Here is a 17,795-nt window from a genome sequence, read left to right as displayed (position 1 = left end):
GCCGAGGACCCGCGGCGGCGCTACGCCTTCCAGAAGAAGACGGCCGTCATCCGCTTCTCCTCCAGGGTCTGGCCCCAGTAGCCGGTGGCGCTGTGGATCAGGTTCGCGGAGTAGAGCAGCAGCCGGTTGGCGCGATGGGGGACCCGTACGTCCTCGGTGAAGGAGTCGGGGGAGACGAAGCGGGTGCCCAGTGCGTCGACCAGGTTGTTGTGCGGCGCGATCACCTGGTTGCCGCCCAGCGCGCCGCCGGGCAGGCTCTGCCGGTAGAAGCTCGTCCCGCAGTCCTTCGGCACCTTCGGGTTGAGGTAGAGCACGGCGGCGTAGCGGCACAGGCTCCGCGAGTCGGTGTGCGGGCGCGGCTCGGATTCGCCCTCGCCGACGACCTGGACGCAGTTGTGGTTGAACGTTCCGCCGCCCGCGGGCCGTTCGGCCCAGATCTTCTGCGCGCCGGTTGACTTGCGCACCAGCCGTTCCACCAGGGCCAGTTCATCGGGCTCCAGACCCGGCATCGCGCGCAGCCCCGGCCAGCTCTCGGGCTTGTGCGGATAGCCCTCGGTCCAGTCGTCCTTGGCGAGGCAGCGCTCCCGTACGGCGTCCGGGTCGGGCAGTACGTCGTCCAGTACCCAGTAGTCGCGCCCGCGGGTGGGCTTGCGGTACGGGAGGACCGGGAGGGGAGGAGGTAGGGGCATGGCAGGGACGGTAGCCACCGGGCCCGGTGCGGCTCGCTCCGGAAGGAGTCAACGTTCCGTCAAGTGTTCGCCATGGGTGGTGAGATCACCGGGGACACGACTGCGGGCGCCCGCCGCCGGGCGGACCGGGTGGTTCACTGGCGGCATGCCGCTCGAAAACTACGGAGTGCTGTCCGGAACCCTGCACCGCCACTTCCGTGACCGGCCCGACGACCAGGGCCGCTGGTTCCACGTCCACCTGGAGGTCGACACGCCCGCCGGCCGCTACGCATGCGCCGTCGACGTGGACAGCAAGCACTCCACCATCGGGGTCCAGTGGAAGGTCTTCACCCTGCACGCCTCGGTGCTCGACCCCGTCGCCTCGCCGGCGCCCGGCTACCACGACCTCGCCCGGACCTCCGGATCGGGCGCGCTCGACTACCTCCGGCACCCGGCGCTCGCGGACCGCCCCGGCTGCCTCCTGGGCGGCCACCCGCCGCAGTGGTTCCAGCGGATCCTGGACCGGCTGAACCCGCCCCGGCCCTGGATCTCGGGCTCGTACCTGGAGGCCTCGCAGGCGCTGGAGCCGATCCTCGTCGTGGGCCGGCCGGTCCTGGTCTTCGGCGAACCCTTCGACGAGGGGCTCGGCGTGCACGACATCCACCAGAACCAGGGTGACCCCTACGGCAGCCAGTGGTGGCCGGACAACGGCACCTGGCAGGACGGGGCCACGCTCACCCGGCGCCCGGACGGCCTCTTCGACGTGTTCATCTCCAGGTTCTCCACGCAGAAGGAACCCACCGACGCCGACGGCCACCCGGTCGGCCCGGTCTCCTGATCCTCCGGACGCCCCCTAGTGGGCCGCGCGGCAGGCGCCGCTCGCGTCGTTCGCGGAGTAGCCGGCCTCCTGGAGGCTCGCGGCGCAGCTGGTCTGGTTGCCGATCGAGCCCTCGTAGCACGCCTGCCCCACGGCGTCCGTGATCTGCTTGCCGTGTTGTACGAGGTACTGCTCGCACTGCTGGACGCTGCTGGGGGCGGCGGTGGCGGCCGGGGCGGCGAAGAGGGCGCCCCCGGCGGCGAGGACGAAGCCGGCGAGAACGCTGGTGATACGGGCCGACGGACGCATGTGGACGCACCTGCTCTCTCGGTCGCTCACGCGGTCCGCCAGTGCGCCGGACCACGGGCGGGGGCGGCGCGGAGCGAGCACTCCGGGGGGCGACAGGCTCGACGCATCGGTCACCCTCGCCCTTCCGACGCTAGAGCACCGGGCGGCGGGTCGCCACCGCCGCACAGACCGCCGCGAGCGGCAGCTCCGCGCACACCGCCAGGGCCAGGGCCGTCGCCCGGGCGCCGCCCGGAGCGGAGGTCGTCACATCGAACCAGGCGTCCGCCACCAGCAGCGCGGCCGTCGCGGCGGCCAGGGGAGCCGCGCGGGGATCGTGGCGCCCGAGCAGCAGACCCGTACCGGTCAGGCCCGCGGCCAGCAGGGCGTCCAGCCCGATCCAGGCGGTCGACCAGTTGGACACCTCCGCGGTCTGCGGCAGCGTCTTCGCCAGCACCACCATCCACGGCAGCAGCGCCAGCCCGGCGCCGGTGAGCAGCGTGGCCGGCCGGAGCCGGGGCGTGCGGCGGGCCCGGAAGCGCGGGGCGACGAGGGTCATGGTGGTGGAGCTCCTTCCGGCCCCGGTGGTCCGTCCTCCGGGTACGGAGATCACTCTGGTCGCGCGGAAGACCGGAATCAGTAGCGGCACCGTCCGAACCGGGGGTGGCACTGGCTACACCCCCGACCGGGTACCAGGGTGGTGGAGCGGCTCTGACCAGTGCGATTACCGTACGGGCATGGGACTTTCCGGGGCGCTGAGGCGTACCACACGCTGGATCGCCGACCACGCGCCCTGGTCGGCGTGGGCCCGGCGCAGCACCGCCTTCACCGCCGCCGCGATTCCGATGGCCCTGCCCGCCGCATCGGCGCCGGTGTTCCCCCGGGCCGCCCCGTTCACGCTGCTCGTGCTGCTGGTCCTGACTCCGCTGCTCACCCGGCTCCAGCGCAGCCGGTTCCGGGAGCTGCTGGAGCGGGAGATCCCGGTCGTCGCGTACGGAGACCGGCCGCTGCGCCCGCGGGCGTTGCTCGAACGGCTGCGCGCCGAGTCGACCTGGCGGCAGTACGGGTACCACCTGCTGGCCGGCCCGCTCGCGGGGATGGGCGGGGCGCTGATCGTGCTCGCCTGGGCGTGCGGGTTCGCCGGGGCCACCGTCTACGGATGGTCGTGGCTGCTGCCCGTCGGGGACCGGGACCCGGGCTGGACGCAGCGCTACGACGCCGCCACCGTGCTCGGCGCTCTGCTGCTGCTCGCCACCCCGTGGGCGGCCGCGGCCCTGGCCCGGCTCGACGCCTTCGCCGCGGCCGCCCTCCTCGGGCCCAACCGGGCCAGGGAGTTGGAACGCCGCGTCGAGGACCTCGCCGAGAGCCGGGCCGGCGTCCTCGACGCCGCCGACCTCGAACGCCGCAGGATCGAACGGGACTTGCACGACGGCGCCCAGCAGCGCCTGGTCGCCCTCGCCATGAACCTCGGCATCGCCCGGGCCACGCTCACCGATCTGCCGCCCGAGGCGAAGGCCGTGATCGACGAGGCCCACCGCGAGGCCAAGGAGGCCATCGAGGAGCTCAACAGCCTCGTACGCGGCCTGCATCCGGCGGTCCTGGAGGACCGCGGACTCGACGCGGCCCTCTCCGGGATCGCGGCCCGGGCGCCCCTGCCCGTCGAACTGACCGTGGAGCTGGCCCGCCGGCCCGGCCCCACCGTCGAGGCCGTCGCCTACTTCGTCGTCTCCGAAGCCCTCGCCAACGTGGCCAAGCACGCCGAGGCATCCCGCTGCCGCGTGGAGGCCCGCCGGGACGCCGACGTGCTGCGCATCACCGTCACCGACGACGGGGTGGGCGGCGCGGACCCGGCCCGGGGCACCGGGCTGGTGGGCCTGCGCAAACGCGTAGGGTCGGTCGACGGAACCATCCTGATCAACAGCCCCCTCGGGGGCCCGACCGTCGTGACTGTGGAGCTGCCGTGCGGGCTGTGATCGCCGAGGACTCGGTGCTGCTGCGAATAGGGCTGGTCAAGGTCCTCGAAATGGCCGGGTTCGAGGTGGCCGCCGAGACGGGCGACGCCGAGGGACTGCTCGCCGCCGTGGCCGCGCACGAGCCCGACCTCGCCCTGGTCGACGTCCGCATGCCGCCCGGATTCACCGACGAGGGCGTACGAGCGGCCCTGATGATCCGTCAACAGTGCCCCGGGACCTCGGTCCTGCTGCTGTCGCAGTACGTGGAGGAACGCTACGCCGCCGATCTGCTGGCCGGCCGGGCCGGGGGCATCGGCTACCTGCTCAAGCAGCGGGTCGCCGACGTCGAGGAGTTCATCGACGCCGTCAGGCGGGTCGCGGCCGGCGGCACCGCCCTCGACCCGCAGGTCGTCTCGCAGCTGCTGCTGCGCCGGGGCGGGGGCATCGACCCCCTGGAGCGGCTCACCCCGCGCGAGCGGGAGGTGCTCGCGCTGATGGCCGAGGGGCGCTCCAACGCGGGGATCGCGGCGCAGCTCGTCGTCGGCGAGAGCGCGGTCGCCAAGCACATCAACAACATCCTCGCCAAGCTGGACCTGCCGCAGGCCGATGGCGACCACCGGCGGGTGCTCGCGGTCCTGCGCTTCCTGGACGGCGCCTCGTGAGCGGGGGCGGGCGCCCGGGCGGGTCGCGTCCCCGGCGCACGGCGTGGATCGCGGCCGCGGCCCTGAGCGCCGTGTCAGTCGTCGCCCCCGCCGCCTGGCAGGTCTGGTCGTACGCCTCCAGCCAGAGCGAGAGCGGGACGCTCAGCGGCGGCAGCGGCGAACGGCCGGTGTCCGCCGTGGAGATCGACGCGGGCGGTGCCGACGTGCGCCTCACCCCCCGCTCCGACGGGCAGGTGGTCTACCGGGCCGAGGTGCGCTGGTCGGTGGAGGCTCCGAAGATCGAGGAGAGCTGGCTCGGCGACACCCTGAAGCTGACGCCGCGCTGCCCCGCGGCCGGGGACCTTCTGGCATCGGGCATCGGCTGCTCGGTCGACCTGGGCGTCACCGTGCCCGCCGGTGTCCCGGTGAAGGTGACGGCGGGTTCCGGCACGGTGGTGGTCAGCGGGCTGGGCGGCGCCGTCGACGCCGAAGTCGGTGCCGGGACGCTCCGGCTGAGCGCGCTGCGCGGACCGCTGCGGGCGAGCGTGGGCTCGGGCTCGCTCGAAGCCTCGGGGCTCAGCTCGCCGCAGGCCGAGATACGCGCCGGTACGGGCTCGGCCGTCGCCCGGTTCGCCGCCCCGCCGGAGCGGCTCACCGCCCGGGCGGGTGCGGGGCGTCTCCGGCTCACCGTGCCCGCGGACACCCGCTTCCGGGTGACGGCCCATGCCGGGGCGGGCCGTTGTGACGTCGCGCCCGGCATGGACGACCCCGCCGCGACGGGCCGGCTGGACATCTCGGCGGACGCGGGCCGCGCGGAGGCGGGCTATTGAGGGCAGGGCCCCGGAGGGTGTCCGGAGGCGGCCACGGCGGGGCGCCGTGGCCGCCTGGCCGTGCCGTCAGGCGCGGGGCGGGATCCGGGAGGGGCGGCCGCCGCCGCGGGTGAGGGAGTACCCGAAGATGCCGGCGAGGGCGCCGAGCACTCCGCCCGCCGCCGTCCAGACCCAGCGGTCGGACCACCGGCCGCCGGACCAGCCGTCGGCCGGCTCGCCGAGGGCCGCCGGCTGCGCCGAACTCCCCGAGCCCGCCTGCGCGGTCTTGCCGATGCCGGGTACGAGCGGCGCCGCGAGGGCTCCGTCCACCGCGAAGGCGCCTCCCGTGTCCCGGGTGGAGGCCTCGACCTCGGCCCGTACCGGAAGACCGAGGTCCTCCTCCGCCACGCCGACGACCGTCAGACGGACGTAGTAGCTGCCGGGCAGCGGGTCGTTGGCCCAGGGCTCCGCACCCGGGCGCACGGTGCGCAGGGTGCAGGACAGCTCGACCGAAGCGGCCTCCTTGGCCGCCGCGGCCTGCTGCGTGCCGTACGTGCACGCCTGGCGGCGGCGCAGCCCGTCGTAGACGTCGAGCTGCCAGGTCGAGGCGCCGTGCCGGTTCGCCGCCGGAGGCAGTTTCACCGTGGCCTTGACCGTGGCCCGCTGCCCCGAGTCCAGCGGGACCGCCCAGTACAGGTAGTCACCGGTGGACGCGTCGGCCGTGGCCCGCTGGCCCGGCTGGATCGCCGTTGCGGTACGGAAGGCGGTGCCCGCCTCGGTCGGCCCGGAGGCCTTGCCGCCCGGGCTCGCACTGGCGCTCGCGCTCGCCGACGGGGTGTCCGCCAGGGCGGCGCCCGCCATGCCGAGCACACCGCCCGAGCAGAGGGCAGCGGCGGTCAGTATGCGTACGGTACGCATCAGTTCGTCCTCCAGACCGAGATACGCCAGCGGGAGATCCAGCCCCACAGCAGGCCTGCGACGAGACCGGCGAGCACCAGCACGCCGAGCAGCCACCAGCCGCGGCCGAGACCGAACGCCGCCGCGTCGGACGCGTCGTCGGGCCCGTCGACCACGTCGATGGTGAGCTCGACGGGCAGGCCCGGGGTGGTCTTGACCGAGGCGGGCGCCGAGAAGGAGTTGCTGACCTGCAGGCAGACGGTCTCCACCGCCGCCTTCCCGTCGCCGTCCGCGTCGGAGTCGTCGACCTCGGCCTTCGGGTAGCGCAGACCGGTCGAGATCAGGTCGGTGCGTCCGTCGCCCGCCTCCGAGCCGCGGACGATCTCCCGTCCGTGCACGGTCGTCGCGCGCAGCATGACCCCGTAGTCGTTGTTGACGGCGCGGTCGGCGGCGATGCTCACCGAAGCGCGCAGCTCCTGGCCGGGCTTGACGTCCACCCGGTACCAGCGGTGCTCGCCGAAGGTCTCGCGGTCGGTGTACAGGCCCGCCCCGAGCTGCGGGGCGCCGGCGCACTGCTTGGTGCCCTCGGTCGCCACCGGGGTGACGACCGGGGTCGCCGCCCGGTCCACCAGCTGCTTGACGCGGCCGGAGAGTTCGGCGGTGTGCTGCACCGAGGTGTAGGTGCCGCCGGTGGCCTCGGCGATGCAGATCAGCTGGTTGCGCGTCTTGGCGTCGGGGACGAGCCCGAGCGTGTCGATGACGAGGTGGATGCCCTGGGCCGCGATGTCACGGGCCACCTCGCACGGGTCGAGCGGGGCGCAGGTGTCCTCGCCGTCGGTGATGAGCACGATCCGCCGGGTGGCGTCACCGCCCTTGAGGTCCTCAGCCGCGCCCAGCAGGGCGGGTCCGATCGGCGTCCAGCCGGTCGGGGCCAGGGTGGCCACCGCCGTCTTCGCCTCGGTCCGGTCGAGCTTGCCGACCGGGTAGAGCTGCTTGGTGTCCTTGCAGCCGAGCTGCCGGTCGTCACCGGGATAGGTGGCCCCCAGGGTCCGTATCCCGAGCCGTACCTCGTCCGGCGTGGCGTCCAGCACCTCGTTGAACGCCTGCTTCGCCGCGGCCATCCGGGACTTGCCGTCGATGTCGGTCGCCCGCATCGAGCCGCTGACGTCGAGGACCAGCTCGACCTTGGGGGACTCCTTCGCCACCGGTTCGCCGGCGGCGGCATTCGCCGGGAAGAGCCCGACCGCCAGAGTGGCCAACAGGCCGCAGGCCCCGGCCGCCACCCATTTTCTTGTGATCATCGCCGGATCGTATTGAGGATCGGCCCCCGGAACCAAACGCTCCCCGGGGAAGCCCGGCCACTCGGCCGCCACTCGGCCGCCCCCCCGGCCGACCTGCTGGCGGCGCCGCCCGCGGCTACCCTGGACGGGGGGAAGGTTCGCAGTGCCCCGACGGAGGCGATCTCATGAGACGACGCCATCACTTCCACATCGATCATGCGGGGCACTCCGTCAGCGCCACCGTCGAGACCGGCCACCGCGTCGAGGTGGAGATCCTGGTCGACGGCAAGGAGACCGGGCACGGCACGACGCACCACGACCGGCCCGTCACGGTGCAGGTGGAACTCCCGACCGATCCGCCGACATCGGTGTCCGTACGCACGACACCCGGTCCGGGCGTCCCGCGCTGCGTCCTGGAGCCCCCGGACGCCGTTCCCCAGGTCATGTCCCCGCGTCCCTACTGACGCGGCCGGGCTGCACCCACACGTACACCTCTACACGCACACGCACACGCGCCCCGGCCGCGGGGGCCGGGGCGCGTGCGTGCCGCTCGTGAGCGGATCAGCAGGCGGGCGTCAGCTCGCCTGGAGGGTGACGTCGTCCACGACGAAGGAGGTCTGGAGGGACTGGTCCTCCACGCCCTGGAACGTCAGGGTGACGGTCTGGCCGGCGAACCGGGACACGTCGTAGCTCTTGAGCACGTAGCCCGGGGCCGCGTCCAGGTTGGACAGGGTCTCCAGGGTCTGGCCGCCCACCGAGACGGTGAACCGGTCGTAGACCACGTTCTCGTCCTCGTCGGTGTCGATGTGGAGGTAGAAGGCGAGCCGGGCCGTGGCGCAGCCGGCCGGGAGGGCCAGCGACTGCGACGCGCTGTCGGTGTGCGAGGCGCCGTAGCCGTTCAGCCACGCCATGTACGCGCCGCTGTGCGAGACCTGGCCGGACTGGTTGGTGACGACGCCGGCGGTGGCGGTCCACGGGCCGCTTCCGCTCTCGAAGCCGCCGTTGACCACGACCTGCTTCGGGGTGCACGTGCCCCCGCCGCCGACGGTCAGGGTGTAGGTGGTGCTGTGGGCGACCGTGCCGGTGCCGGTGACGGTCAGGGTGTAGGTGCCCGCCGTGGTGGCCGCGCCGACCTGCACGGTGAGCGTCGAGGAGCCGCCGGACTGTACGGAGGCGGGGCTGAGCGTGGCGGTCACCCCGGACGGGGCGCCGGAGACCGACAGGGCGAGCGTCTGCGGGCTGCCGCTCACGGTGGTGGTGTTCACCGTGGAGGTGACGCTGGTGCCCGGGGTGGCGGAGCCGGCGGCCGGGGAGGTGCCGATCGAGAAGTCCTGCGCCGGGGTGTCACCACCGACGGCCTGCTTCCAGATCGCGTAGGCGACGCCGTCGGCGCTGCGGTCCAGCACCGTCGCGTTGATGTTGTTCGTCGTGTCGCAGGAGCTGTGGTAGCAGGAGTCGTACGCCGCGTTCGCGGTGCCGCCCCACTTGGTCGCCTGCGCCGAGGTCTTGCGGGCGCTGGCACCGGCCGCGTAGCCGGAGGTGGGGATGCCGCCCTGCTGGAAGGAGTAGTCGTCACTGCGGCCCTGGCCCTCGGTGTTCTCCTCCGGGGCGAGGTTCAGCGAGGCCCAGTACGCCTTCAGCGGCGCGGCCGTGGCCGAGTTGAGGTTGTTGATGAAGTAGCCGCCGTTGGGCGAGCCGACCATGTCGAAGTTGTAGTAGCCCTTGATGGCGGCCTTCTCGGCGCTGCTGAGCCGGCCCACGTAGAACTCCGAGCCGTTCAGGCCCTGCTCCTCGTCGGTCCACCAGGCGAAGCGCACGTGCTTGGTCAGGGTGGGGTTCTTCTGCGCGAGGACGAGCGCGTTCTCCAGCAGGGTCGCGGAGCCCGAGCCGTTGTCGTTGATGCCCGGACCCGCGGAGACGCTGTCGAGGTGGGCGCCGAACATGACGGTCTGGTCGGCCGGACCGCCGGGCCAGTCCGCGATCAGGTTGTTGGACGGGTAGGTGCACGAGGTGCAGTTCTGCTCGGTGACCGTGAAGCCGGCCGCCTGGAGCCTGCCCTTGATGTACGCCACGGACTGGGTGTAACCGGCGCTGCCCGCCCGGCGGTTGCCGCCGTTCTGCGAGGCGATCGTGTTCAGCTGGGTCAGGTGGGCCTGGACGTTGGCCACGCTGATGTTCGGCGGCTCGGGCTGGGGCGGCGTGGTCCCGCCGACACTGAGCGCGTAGTCGACGGTGTGCGCGAGGCTCGGGCCCTGGCCCTTGACCGTGACGGTGGAGGAGCCGGGCGCCGCGTTGGCCGTGGCGGACAGGGTCAGCGTCGAGGACTGGCCGGACTGCACGGTGGCCGGGTTGAAGGAGGCGCTCACCCCGGACGGCAGGCCGGTGGCCGTGAGCGTCACCTGCTGCGCCTGGCCGGTGGTGGTGCTGGTGGTCACGGTGGTGGTGACCGAGGCGCCCTGCTGGACGGTGCCCGAGGGCGGGTTCAGCGCCATCGAGAAGTCGTCGTTCTGCCCGCTCGGGGTGCAGGTCGGGTCGCCGGACTGGGCGGGCACGCTGATCGCGTCCCAGGCGGCCTTGGTCCTGGTGAACAGGTTGCAGGTGGCCGGGTCGAGCGACTTGGCGGAGCTGAGGGTCGCCGTGCGGTACTTCTTGTAGGACATGCTGCTGGTCTTGAGCAGCATCCCGCCGTAGAAGATCTTGCCGGCGGTCTGCACGCCCACGCCGGTGACCGTGGACTGGTTGCAGGTGGGGCTGTTCGGCTTGCCGCCGCCCGGGCTGCTGCCCTCGGCCAGCAGGTAGAACCAGTGGTTCAGGGGCCCCGCGGCCGCGTGCACCTCGGTGCCGGGTATCGCGGAGCTGTAGCAGGCCGGGTCGTTGTTGACGGCCGGCGGGTTGTACATGTTCCGGATCGGCCCCCGGCCCTGGAGGTTGATCATCTCGCCGACCGTGTAGTCCGGGGTGTCGTACGGGGCCGGCTCGTTCGCGTACGCCTCGGTCAGCGCGCCGAAGATGTCGCCGGTGCCCTCGCCGAGCCCGGACTCCTGGCCGCTGGTGCCGCCGGGGGTGTTGGAGTCGATGGCGTGCCCGTACTCGTGGCCCACCACGTCGATCCCGGCGATCCACTCGTTGGCGCTGTTGTGCCCGATGGTGACCGAGCTGCCGTCCCAGTAGGCGTTGAGGTCGCCCAGACCCACCTTGCCGGGGAAGCTGCGGCCGTTGCCGCTGACGCCGTTGCGGCCCAGCCACTGGCTCAGCATGTCCCACTGCTTCTGGGCGGCGAACATCAGGTCCGCACAGCCGGTTTCCTTGGACGTCGCGTTGCCCGTGCCCCAGGAGTCCGAGGACTTCGTGAACACGCTGCCGGTGCTGTAGTCGGCGCAGCTCAGACCGGGCCGGTTCGGGTCGCGCAGCGCGTACGAGCCGCCGGAGGCGGTGGTGTCGATGGTGAGCGGGTTCGGGCCGTTCCACTTGCTGGTGGCGCTGCCGGCGACGACCTCGTCGTGGCGGTCGACGACCTTGCCGGTGCGGGCGTCCACGAACACGTGCAGCTTGCTGGGCGCGGTCTTGGTGCTGCCGGTGAGGACGGTCTCCCAGGCGAGGACCTGCTTGTCGTCCTTGATCTTGACGACGAGCCGGCTGCCCTGCACCTCGTCGACCTTGGCCAGCTCCGCACGCGAGAGGGCCTCCGCCGCCTTCGCGGTGACGGAGGGGGTGGTCGCCACGTCGATCGCGGTGGCGGAGGCCGACTGGACCGCGCGTACCCGGCCCTGGCCGTCGGCGAGGACGACCGCGTCGCCGCCGACGACCGGCAGGCCGCGGTAGCTGCGCTCGTAGGAGACGGAGTACAGGTCCTGCACCCAGGGGGTGACCAGGCGCCGGTCGTACTGCTGTTGGGGTGAGTTGACCAGGGTGTCGAGGCCGCTGCGGACCGCCGCGTCGGCGGCGGCCACCGCGCGCTCGGCGGACTTGGCCTGCGGGGAGGGCGCGGGGGGCTGGGCCTGTGGTGAGGCGGACGCGGCGGTGGCCAGCGCGCCGGTGAGGCCCGCGGTCAGCGCCATGGCCGCCACGGAGGCCATCCATCTGGTGGGCTGCAAGAGTCCACTCCGATCGTGTGTGGGGGGGCGTACGGGTGGCCGTTCGCGCCGAGTATGGGCGTGGACATGGCGAGATTGGGACATACCTGCGCGCATAAGGTCCGCGTTATGGTGCCGTGGGGTCACGCTGCGTAAGCTGCCGGAATGCAGCTGGAGTTGAGGCATCTGCAAGCCGTGTGCCAGATAGCGGAGTCCGGCAGTCTCGGTGGCGCGGCCCGGCGGCTGGGGGTCTCCCAGCCCGCGCTCTCCGCGCAGCTGCGCAGGATCGAGCGGGTCACGGGCGGCGAGCTCTTCGTCCGCGGCCGCAGCGGCGTGGAGCCCACCCCGCTGGGCCAGTTCGTCCTGGCCAAGGCGCGCCGGGTGCTCACCGAGATGGAGACCCTCGGCGCCGAGACCCGCGCGATGGCGACCGACGCCCCGCTGCGGCTCGGCTGCATCCTGCTCGTCCTGATCGACGGACTGCTCGCGCGGACCGACCTGACCCTGTCCGGGCGGGAGATCACCGTGGACGTGGAGCACTCGGTGACCGCGCTGGTACGGATGCTCGGAGCGGGCCGGTACGACGTCATCGTGTACGGCGAGGTCAACGACCACGAGGTCGCGCTGCCCCAGGGCACCCTGGCCCGGACCCTGGTGCCGAAGGAGCCCTTCTGCATCCGGATGTCCACCCGGCACCCGCTGGCGGGGCGGGAGGTCCTGGACCTCGCCGAACTGGCCGGCGAGCAGTGGATGACCCTGGTGGAGGACGACGACGGCGGTCCCGAGGCGCTGGTCGGGGCCTGCGCGAAGGCCGGCTTCGCCCCCTCCCTGCGCCACCGGATCACCGACCGCAAGATGCGGCACGACCTGGTGGCGGCGGGCCGCGCGATCTCCCTCACCCAGCCCACGGCCCCCGCGGTGGAGGGCACGGTGATGCGCCCGCTGCTCGGCACCCCGATCACGGGCCGTATCCGGCTCGCCTGGAACCGCTCGGCGGTCTCCGCCGGCCAGGCGGACTCCCTCTACCGCGCGGCGGCCGGCGCGTACCTGGCCAACGTGGACAACAACCCGTTCCACCGCGCGTGGTGGAACGCCCACCCGGAGGCGCACCCGGTCCTCGGGTGAGCGAGCCCGGCCCTCAGCGGAGGGAGACCCTCAGGGGCGCAGCGGCCCGGAGGACGGCAGCAGCCGCTCGTCGTGGACGAGGCCGGCCACGTGGTCGGACACCATGTCGAGGATCTCCGCCGCCGCGGCCGCGTCGCCGAGCACGAGGAAGTTCAAGGTCAGCCCGTCCGTCATCGCCGCCAGGTAGCGGGCCAGCACGGGGACGGGGACGCGCAGTCCGCTCCCCACGCCGAGGCTGACCTGCTCGATCAGGTCCGCGTACGTCGCGCAGTACAGCTCGTGCTGGCGCCGCGCCAGGTGCTCGAACCCCGGCTCGCGCAGGGCGTACTGGGTGAGCTCGTAGGTGAGCATGTGCTCGGCGGGGTGGGCGCGGACGTGGTCCCAGTAGGCCTGGAAGCCGGCCCGGACGGTCTCGCGGAGGGTGGTGCGCGGCAGGATCGCCTCCTTGACCACCGCCAGATAGTGCTCGGTGATCGTCTCGATGACGGATTCGAGCAGCGCCTGCTTGGAGTCGAAGCAGTAGTGGAAGACGCTCAGCGACACGCCCGCCTCGGCGGCGATCGACCGGGTCGTCGTCCGGGGGACGCCGTCGCGGGCCATCGCGCGGATCGCGGCCTCGGTCAGCTGCCTGCGCCGCTGCGCCAACGGCATCCGTGCCATGCGGAATCGCTTCCCTTCGTACGGGCGGAGGTACGGCCGCGGCCGGGGCCGGAGGGGTCGGACATGCCGATCCCCCCGGCCCCGGCCTGCGGGCGCCGCTGTGGGCCGTCAGCTGCTGTAGACGCCGACTTCGTGCAGCGAGTAGCCCCACTGCGTGCCGCGCCCCGCTCCGTGGACGCGTACGTACCGGGCCGGGACCCCGGCGAACCGTGCCGTGTCCAGGCCGCCGTCGCCGGTGGTCGTGGACCAGACCGTCTGCCAGTTCACGTCGTCCGTGGAGACCTCGATCCGGTACGACTTCCCGTACGCGCGCTCCCAGTCGAGGGTGACGCGCTTGACGACGCCGGGGGAGCCGAGGTCGATCCGCAGCCACTGGTCGTCGTTCCAGTCGCTCGCCCAGCGGGTGCCCGTGTCCCCGTCCACGGCCCGGCCGGGCGCGTAGCTGACGAACGGGTTCCACTCGGCGGAGCTGGCCGAGGCGGGCGCGCCCGCGGCCAGGTTGACGCCGGCCTTGTGCTGCTCGGACGCCCCCCAGGTGCGCAGGTAGGACTCGGCGCCCTTGAAGAGGTCGTCCACGACACCCTGGCCGCCGACGAGCCGGATGTCCTCGATCCAGTCGGGGACGAGGCCGTAGTGCGCGGCGCCGTCGGTGTTGAGGTCCCAGGTGCGCTGCCCGGTGGTCTGCTTGTCGATGACGGAGCCGCCGTCGGTGCTGCGGAACGGGTACTTCACCGGGTTCGGGGTGTCGGCGCCGCGCGGGCCCGGCCAGCCGCCGACCCCGTTCATGTCGGTGCCGTACCCGTAGCCCACGTGGTACTTCTCGCGCAGCGCGTCCGTGCGCGCGGCCTCGGCGCTGAACCCCTCGGCGCCGTTCATGTACTGGGCGGCGAACCCGCCCAGCTTGTAGAGGCGTTCGGTCCAGCCCAGGTCCATCCAGCTGTGCGAGGAGATCACGCCCGGGTAGGACTCGGATTCGAGGATGTCGAAGGCCCGGCCCGCGGCCTTGACGCTCATGTGGTCGACTTCGAGCATCATCTTGCGTTTCATCATGCCGCGCACGGCGTACTCACCGAGGTCGGTGAGACCGCGGGTGTTGCACTGCGCGCCGGCCGCGTACGAGGGGACCGACACCCCCGCAGGCAGCTCCTTCTGCGCCGAGGGCGCCGGTGCCAGGCCGATCGGGTTGTCGTGCTGGGGGCCGGTGCACTGCTCGGTCTTCCAGAAGGTGCCGGTGGACAGGAACTGCCCGACGTTGATCGCCGTTCCCAGGGCGCCCTCGTCGAAGCGGACCCCGCACAGGGCGTTGTCGAACTTGTGGCAGAGGAACATGCTGCGGACGCCGAGCCGGTACAGCTCGTCGAGGCCGCGGTCGATGTCCGCCTTGCTGCACTGCGAGACGTCGAGGATCTGCTTGCAGCCGAACGGCTCGGAGGTCTCCACGCCCAGGACCACGGCCAGCTTGCCCTGCTGGACGACGTCGCGGGCCTGCGCGGAGTCGGTGACGATCCGGAACCATCCCTTGCCCGGGCCGCCGTACATCTTGTCGATGAAGGCCTGCATGTCGTACGTCTTCTGCGCCTCCAGGCGGATGGCGGTCATCTCGTCGCAGCTGCGGTCCTTGAAGAAGTAGACCGAGCAGATCACCCCGTTGGTGACGAGGTCGTTGACGAGGACGCGCTGGCCGCCGCGCCAGGCGCGCTCGATCCAGGCGTAGTAGTTCTGCTGGTGGGTCAGGGAATCGTGGGCGGGCCAGTCCTTGAACGTCGGCCAGCCGTTGGGGTCGTGCTTGCCGTCCCCGCCCTTGGTGATGAAGTCGAAGATCGCGAGGGAGCCGTCGGGATAGTGCTCGGGGCAGTCCTTGAGGGCGTCGGCCACTCCCAGGTCGGAGAACGCCTTGCCGCAGATGAGCCGGCCGCCGAAGCCCTCGTTGGACATGATGTGGTCGTGGGCGTCGACGAAGCCCCGGACCTGGCCCTGGGCGTCGGTGCCCTTGAACGGCTCGCCCGTGACGTTGATCTGGGAGTCGGGCGCGGGTCGCGCGGTGGGGTTCCACCAGCCGGCATCGCCCTCGGCCGCCGCGCCGGGCGCGGGGCCGAGGGCCATGGCCACCATGGCGAGGAGGAGGGCGAGCAGCGCGAGGGGCCTGCGCCTTCGGTGCGGGGCTCGGGTCATGGTCATCACTCACGTCATCGGTCGGTGGATGGCGCGGTCGAGGACGCAGACCGTCTGAGGGAGCCGGTGGATTGTCATGTCCCGCGCAGGCATTGCGACGAGAATGGCTACCGGCGGTAACAGAGTCAAGAGTCCGGGACGGTTGACCTGATGGAATGTCAGGTGTTGGGCCGGGTTGATCCAGGGGAGCGCCGCGGGCGGGCGCCGGGGCTACTCGGCGCCCTCGTCGAGGACCGCCGCGACGCCCTGCGCGAGGCAGGGGATCCGGTGGCCCGGGATCCCCGCGATGTTGATCCGCCCGGCCGTGGTCCCGTAGATGGCGAACCGGCTGCGCAGCCGCAGCATCTGACGCGCGGTGAGCGGCAGCATCGAGAACATCCCCTTCTGCCGCGCCAGCACATCGGCCTGCGCTCCCCACCCCAGCGCGGTCAGCTCCGCGGTCAGCCCGCGCCGGTTGTCCTCGATCCGGGCCCGCATCCCGTCCAGCTCGGCGCGCCACAGGGCGCGCAGCCCGTCGTCCTCGAGGATCGCCGTCACCACCGCGGCGCCGTGCTCCGGCGGCATCGAGTAGAGGGTGCGCGCCGCGTTCTGCAGCGCCGTCTCCACGTGCCGCAGCGACTGCCGCGAGGCGCCGAGCACGACGGCGCAGCCGGTCCGGTCGCTGTACAGCCCGAAGTTCTTCGAACAGCTGATGGCGACGAGCATCTCCGGCACCCGTTCCGCGAGCAGCCGCGTGGCCGCCAGGTCGGCCTCCAGGCCGTCGCCGAGCCCGTGGTACGCGAGGTCCACGAACGGCACCCAGCCGCGTTCCGCGGCGAGCTCGGCCACGGCCTCCCAGGCCTGCGCGGACGGGTCGACCCCGGTCGGGTTGTGGCAGCAGCCCTGGAGCAGGACGACGTCGTCGCGCCGCGCCCCGCCGAGGTCGCGCAGCATTCCCGCCGTGTCGAAGCGGCCCTCGGAGTCGAGCCAGCCGTACGTCCGCACGGTCAGCCCGGCGGCCTCCAGGATGGGCCGGTGGTTGACGTACGCCGGGTCGCTGATCCACACCGTCGTGCCCGGCCGGGTCCGGCAGATCAGATCGGCCAGCAGCCGCAGCGCGCCGCTGCCCGCGACGGTCTGGACGGCCACGGCCCGCTCGGCCGCGCCGCCGGAGCCCAGGACCAGCGACAGCATCGCCCGGTTGAAGGCGGTGTTGCCGGAGAGCCCCCGGTACTCCTTGGAGGCGGAGCGCTCCGCCAGGCGTATCTCGGCCTCGCGCACGGCCGCCATGACCGGCGTGCCGCCCGTCTGGTCGCGGTAGACGCCGAGCACGAGGTTCAGGCGCTCGGGCCGGGCGTCGGCGCCGTACGCCTCGGTGAGGTCCCACAGCGGGTCGACGGGCGGCGGGAGGAGGAGCTCAAGCATGGTCGGGAACCTCGGGCTGCTGGGTACGGGCGGTGGTGCGCGGGCGCCGGTTGGCGAGGGCGACGCCCGCGGTGATGAGGGGGACGCCGACGAGCACGGCCGCGGTCGGCGACTCGCCGAGCAGGGGGATGGCGAGCAGGACCACGGCGACCGGGCTGAGGCTGCCCACGGTGGAGCTGCGCTCCGCGCCGAGGCTGCGGATGGCGAAGGCGTACAGCAGGCCCGCGCACAGGCCGACCCCCAGCCCCTGCACCACCAGGAACAGGGCGATGTCGCTCCCCGCGGCCGAGGCGATGCCGGTGGGCAGCACCCCGGTCAGGACCAGGAGCGCCATCACCGCGAACGAGGGCAGGCACAGCAGGCCGATCGATCCGACGGGATCGAGGTCCACTTCCTTCAGCCCGACCGTGTACAGGGCCCACAGCCCGCTCGCGACGAGCAGGATGCCGGCGCCGGCCAGCACCTGCGTGTTCAGCGGGACGACGTAGCGCCAGACCAGGGCGACCACGCCGACCGCGATCAGCCCGAGGCCGGCCGCCTGCGTGCCCCGGGGCGCGCCCCGGCCGCCGGCGACCATCAGCGCGGAGACGAAGAGCGGGACCATCCCGGGGACGATCGAGCCGACGAACGCCGCCGAGGTCAGCGAGCCGCCGTACATCGCGGCCAGGAAGAACGGCACCCCGGCCCCGCAGGCGATCTTGAGCGCGGCGGCGGGGCGGACGGCGGCGATCCGCCGGCGCCGCCGCCACAGCGCGGGCGCCAGGACGAGCAGCGGGACGCCGAAGCGCAGCAGGGCCGCGTCGGCGGGCAGCAGGGAGGAGGAGCTCAGCGCCCGGGCGCTGAGCGCGAAGGCGGCCCAGATCAGCACGGTCACGACCAGTGCCAGGGTGCCCTTCGCCTGCGGGGACAGGCGTGGGAAGCCGGCGGTGCGGGTGCCCGGTGGGGGCGCCGTCGCGGGTCCGGCGTTCGTGGTGACCAAGGGGGCTCCTCCAGCCTCAGGGGCCGGATCCGG

The 17,795-nt window shown here is 72.9% G+C and carries 16 protein-coding genes; 6 read left to right on the top strand and 10 right to left on the bottom strand.

What is annotated here, in order from left to right:
- Nucleotides 1-20: 20 nt before the first annotated feature.
- Nucleotides 21-689, bottom strand: a complete 669-nt coding sequence (locus tag IF02_RS0118220; protein WP_030158205.1) for a DUF6445 family protein — start codon at nt 687-689, stop codon at nt 21-23.
- 145 nt (nt 690-834) lie between these two features.
- On the opposite strand from IF02_RS0118220, the gene IF02_RS0118215 reads away from it, so the two are divergent.
- Nucleotides 835-1,506 (top strand): DUF2278 family protein, encoded by a 672-nt coding sequence (locus IF02_RS0118215; protein WP_030158204.1) that lies wholly within the window; start codon nt 835-837, stop codon nt 1,504-1,506.
- A gap of 15 nt (nt 1,507-1,521) precedes the next feature.
- Here the strand turns inward: IF02_RS0118215 and IF02_RS0118210 are convergent, their stop codons facing one another.
- Together IF02_RS0118210 and IF02_RS0118205 are read right to left on the bottom strand one after the other, a co-directional pair.
- Nucleotides 1,522-1,794 carry a hypothetical protein gene (locus tag IF02_RS0118210; protein ID WP_051696328.1) on the bottom strand — a complete coding sequence of 91 codons (273 nt, stop codon included), beginning with the start codon at nt 1,792-1,794 and terminating at the stop codon, nt 1,522-1,524.
- 130 nt (nt 1,795-1,924) lie between these two features.
- Nucleotides 1,925-2,329 carry an LPXTG cell wall anchor domain-containing protein gene (locus IF02_RS0118205; RefSeq protein ID WP_106977305.1) on the bottom strand — a complete coding sequence of 135 codons (405 nt, stop codon included), beginning with the start codon at nt 2,327-2,329 and terminating at the stop codon, nt 1,925-1,927.
- A 178-nt stretch (nt 2,330-2,507) separates the two neighbouring features.
- On the opposite strand from IF02_RS0118205, the gene IF02_RS0118200 reads away from it, so the two are divergent.
- From IF02_RS0118200 to IF02_RS0118190, 3 genes are all read left to right on the top strand, one after another.
- Nucleotides 2,508-3,743, top strand: coding sequence for a sensor histidine kinase (locus IF02_RS0118200; protein WP_037836540.1), 1,236 nt, complete (start codon nt 2,508-2,510; stop codon nt 3,741-3,743).
- A complete protein-coding gene (locus IF02_RS0118195; RefSeq protein WP_030158196.1) occupies nt 3,731-4,384 on the top strand; it encodes a response regulator in 654 nt (217 codons plus the stop codon). Before IF02_RS0118200 ends, IF02_RS0118195 begins: the two co-directional genes overlap by 13 nt.
- 71 nt (nt 4,385-4,455) lie before the next feature.
- Nucleotides 4,456-5,193, top strand: coding sequence for a hypothetical protein (locus tag IF02_RS0118190; RefSeq protein WP_158708507.1), 738 nt, complete (start codon nt 4,456-4,458; stop codon nt 5,191-5,193).
- A 66-nt stretch (nt 5,194-5,259) separates the two neighbouring features.
- On the opposite strand, the gene IF02_RS0118185 is transcribed toward IF02_RS0118190, so the two are convergent.
- The gene (locus tag IF02_RS0118185; protein WP_030158192.1) at nt 5,260-6,090 is read right to left on the bottom strand and encodes a hypothetical protein; all 831 of its coding nucleotides are present in this window, start codon (nt 6,088-6,090) and stop codon (nt 5,260-5,262) included.
- The gene (locus IF02_RS0118180; RefSeq protein WP_030158190.1) at nt 6,090-7,370 is read right to left on the bottom strand and encodes a VWA domain-containing protein; all 1,281 of its coding nucleotides are present in this window, start codon (nt 7,368-7,370) and stop codon (nt 6,090-6,092) included. Before IF02_RS0118180 ends, IF02_RS0118185 begins: the two co-directional genes overlap by 1 nt.
- A gap of 164 nt (nt 7,371-7,534) precedes the next feature.
- Here IF02_RS0118180 and IF02_RS0118175 point away from each other — a divergent pair, with 164 nt between their 5' ends.
- Nucleotides 7,535-7,813: a hypothetical protein gene (locus IF02_RS0118175; RefSeq protein WP_030158188.1), complete on the top strand. Its 279-nt coding sequence runs from the start codon at nt 7,535-7,537 to the stop codon at nt 7,811-7,813.
- A gap of 111 nt (nt 7,814-7,924) precedes the next feature.
- Here IF02_RS0118175 and IF02_RS0118170 read toward each other — a convergent pair whose 3' ends face one another.
- Nucleotides 7,925-11,425: a M28 family peptidase gene (locus tag IF02_RS0118170; protein WP_030158186.1), complete on the bottom strand. Its 3,501-nt coding sequence runs from the start codon at nt 11,423-11,425 to the stop codon at nt 7,925-7,927.
- Nucleotides 11,426-11,587: 162 nt separating this feature from the next.
- Here IF02_RS0118170 and IF02_RS0118165 point away from each other — a divergent pair, with 162 nt between their 5' ends.
- The gene (locus IF02_RS0118165; protein ID WP_030158183.1) at nt 11,588-12,547 is read left to right on the top strand and encodes a LysR family transcriptional regulator; all 960 of its coding nucleotides are present in this window, start codon (nt 11,588-11,590) and stop codon (nt 12,545-12,547) included.
- A gap of 30 nt (nt 12,548-12,577) precedes the next feature.
- Here IF02_RS0118165 and IF02_RS0118160 read toward each other — a convergent pair whose 3' ends face one another.
- The 4 genes from IF02_RS0118160 to IF02_RS0118145 all read right to left on the bottom strand — a co-directional run bounded on the left by IF02_RS0118160 (nt 12,578) and on the right by IF02_RS0118145 (nt 17,762).
- Complete coding sequence (locus IF02_RS0118160; RefSeq protein ID WP_030158181.1) at nt 12,578-13,207, bottom strand: TetR/AcrR family transcriptional regulator; 630 nt, start codon at nt 13,205-13,207, stop codon at nt 12,578-12,580.
- A 108-nt stretch (nt 13,208-13,315) separates the two neighbouring features.
- A complete protein-coding gene (locus IF02_RS0118155) occupies nt 13,316-15,385 on the bottom strand; it encodes a discoidin domain-containing protein (protein ID WP_030158179.1) in 2,070 nt (689 codons plus the stop codon).
- Between the two features lie 204 nt (nt 15,386-15,589).
- The gene (locus tag IF02_RS0118150; protein ID WP_030158177.1) at nt 15,590-16,783 is read right to left on the bottom strand and encodes an aromatic amino acid transaminase; all 1,194 of its coding nucleotides are present in this window, start codon (nt 16,781-16,783) and stop codon (nt 15,590-15,592) included.
- Nucleotides 16,776-17,762 (bottom strand): DMT family transporter, encoded by a 987-nt coding sequence (locus IF02_RS0118145; RefSeq protein ID WP_106977304.1) that lies wholly within the window; start codon nt 17,760-17,762, stop codon nt 16,776-16,778. Before IF02_RS0118145 ends, IF02_RS0118150 begins: the two co-directional genes overlap by 8 nt.
- Nucleotides 17,763-17,795: the final 33 nt, after the last annotated feature.

The organism is Streptomyces sp. NRRL S-244, from assembly GCF_000717915.1.
Classification (GTDB): domain Bacteria; phylum Actinomycetota; class Actinomycetes; order Streptomycetales; family Streptomycetaceae; genus Streptomyces.
This window is presented reverse-complemented; position numbering and strand designations above follow the sequence as displayed.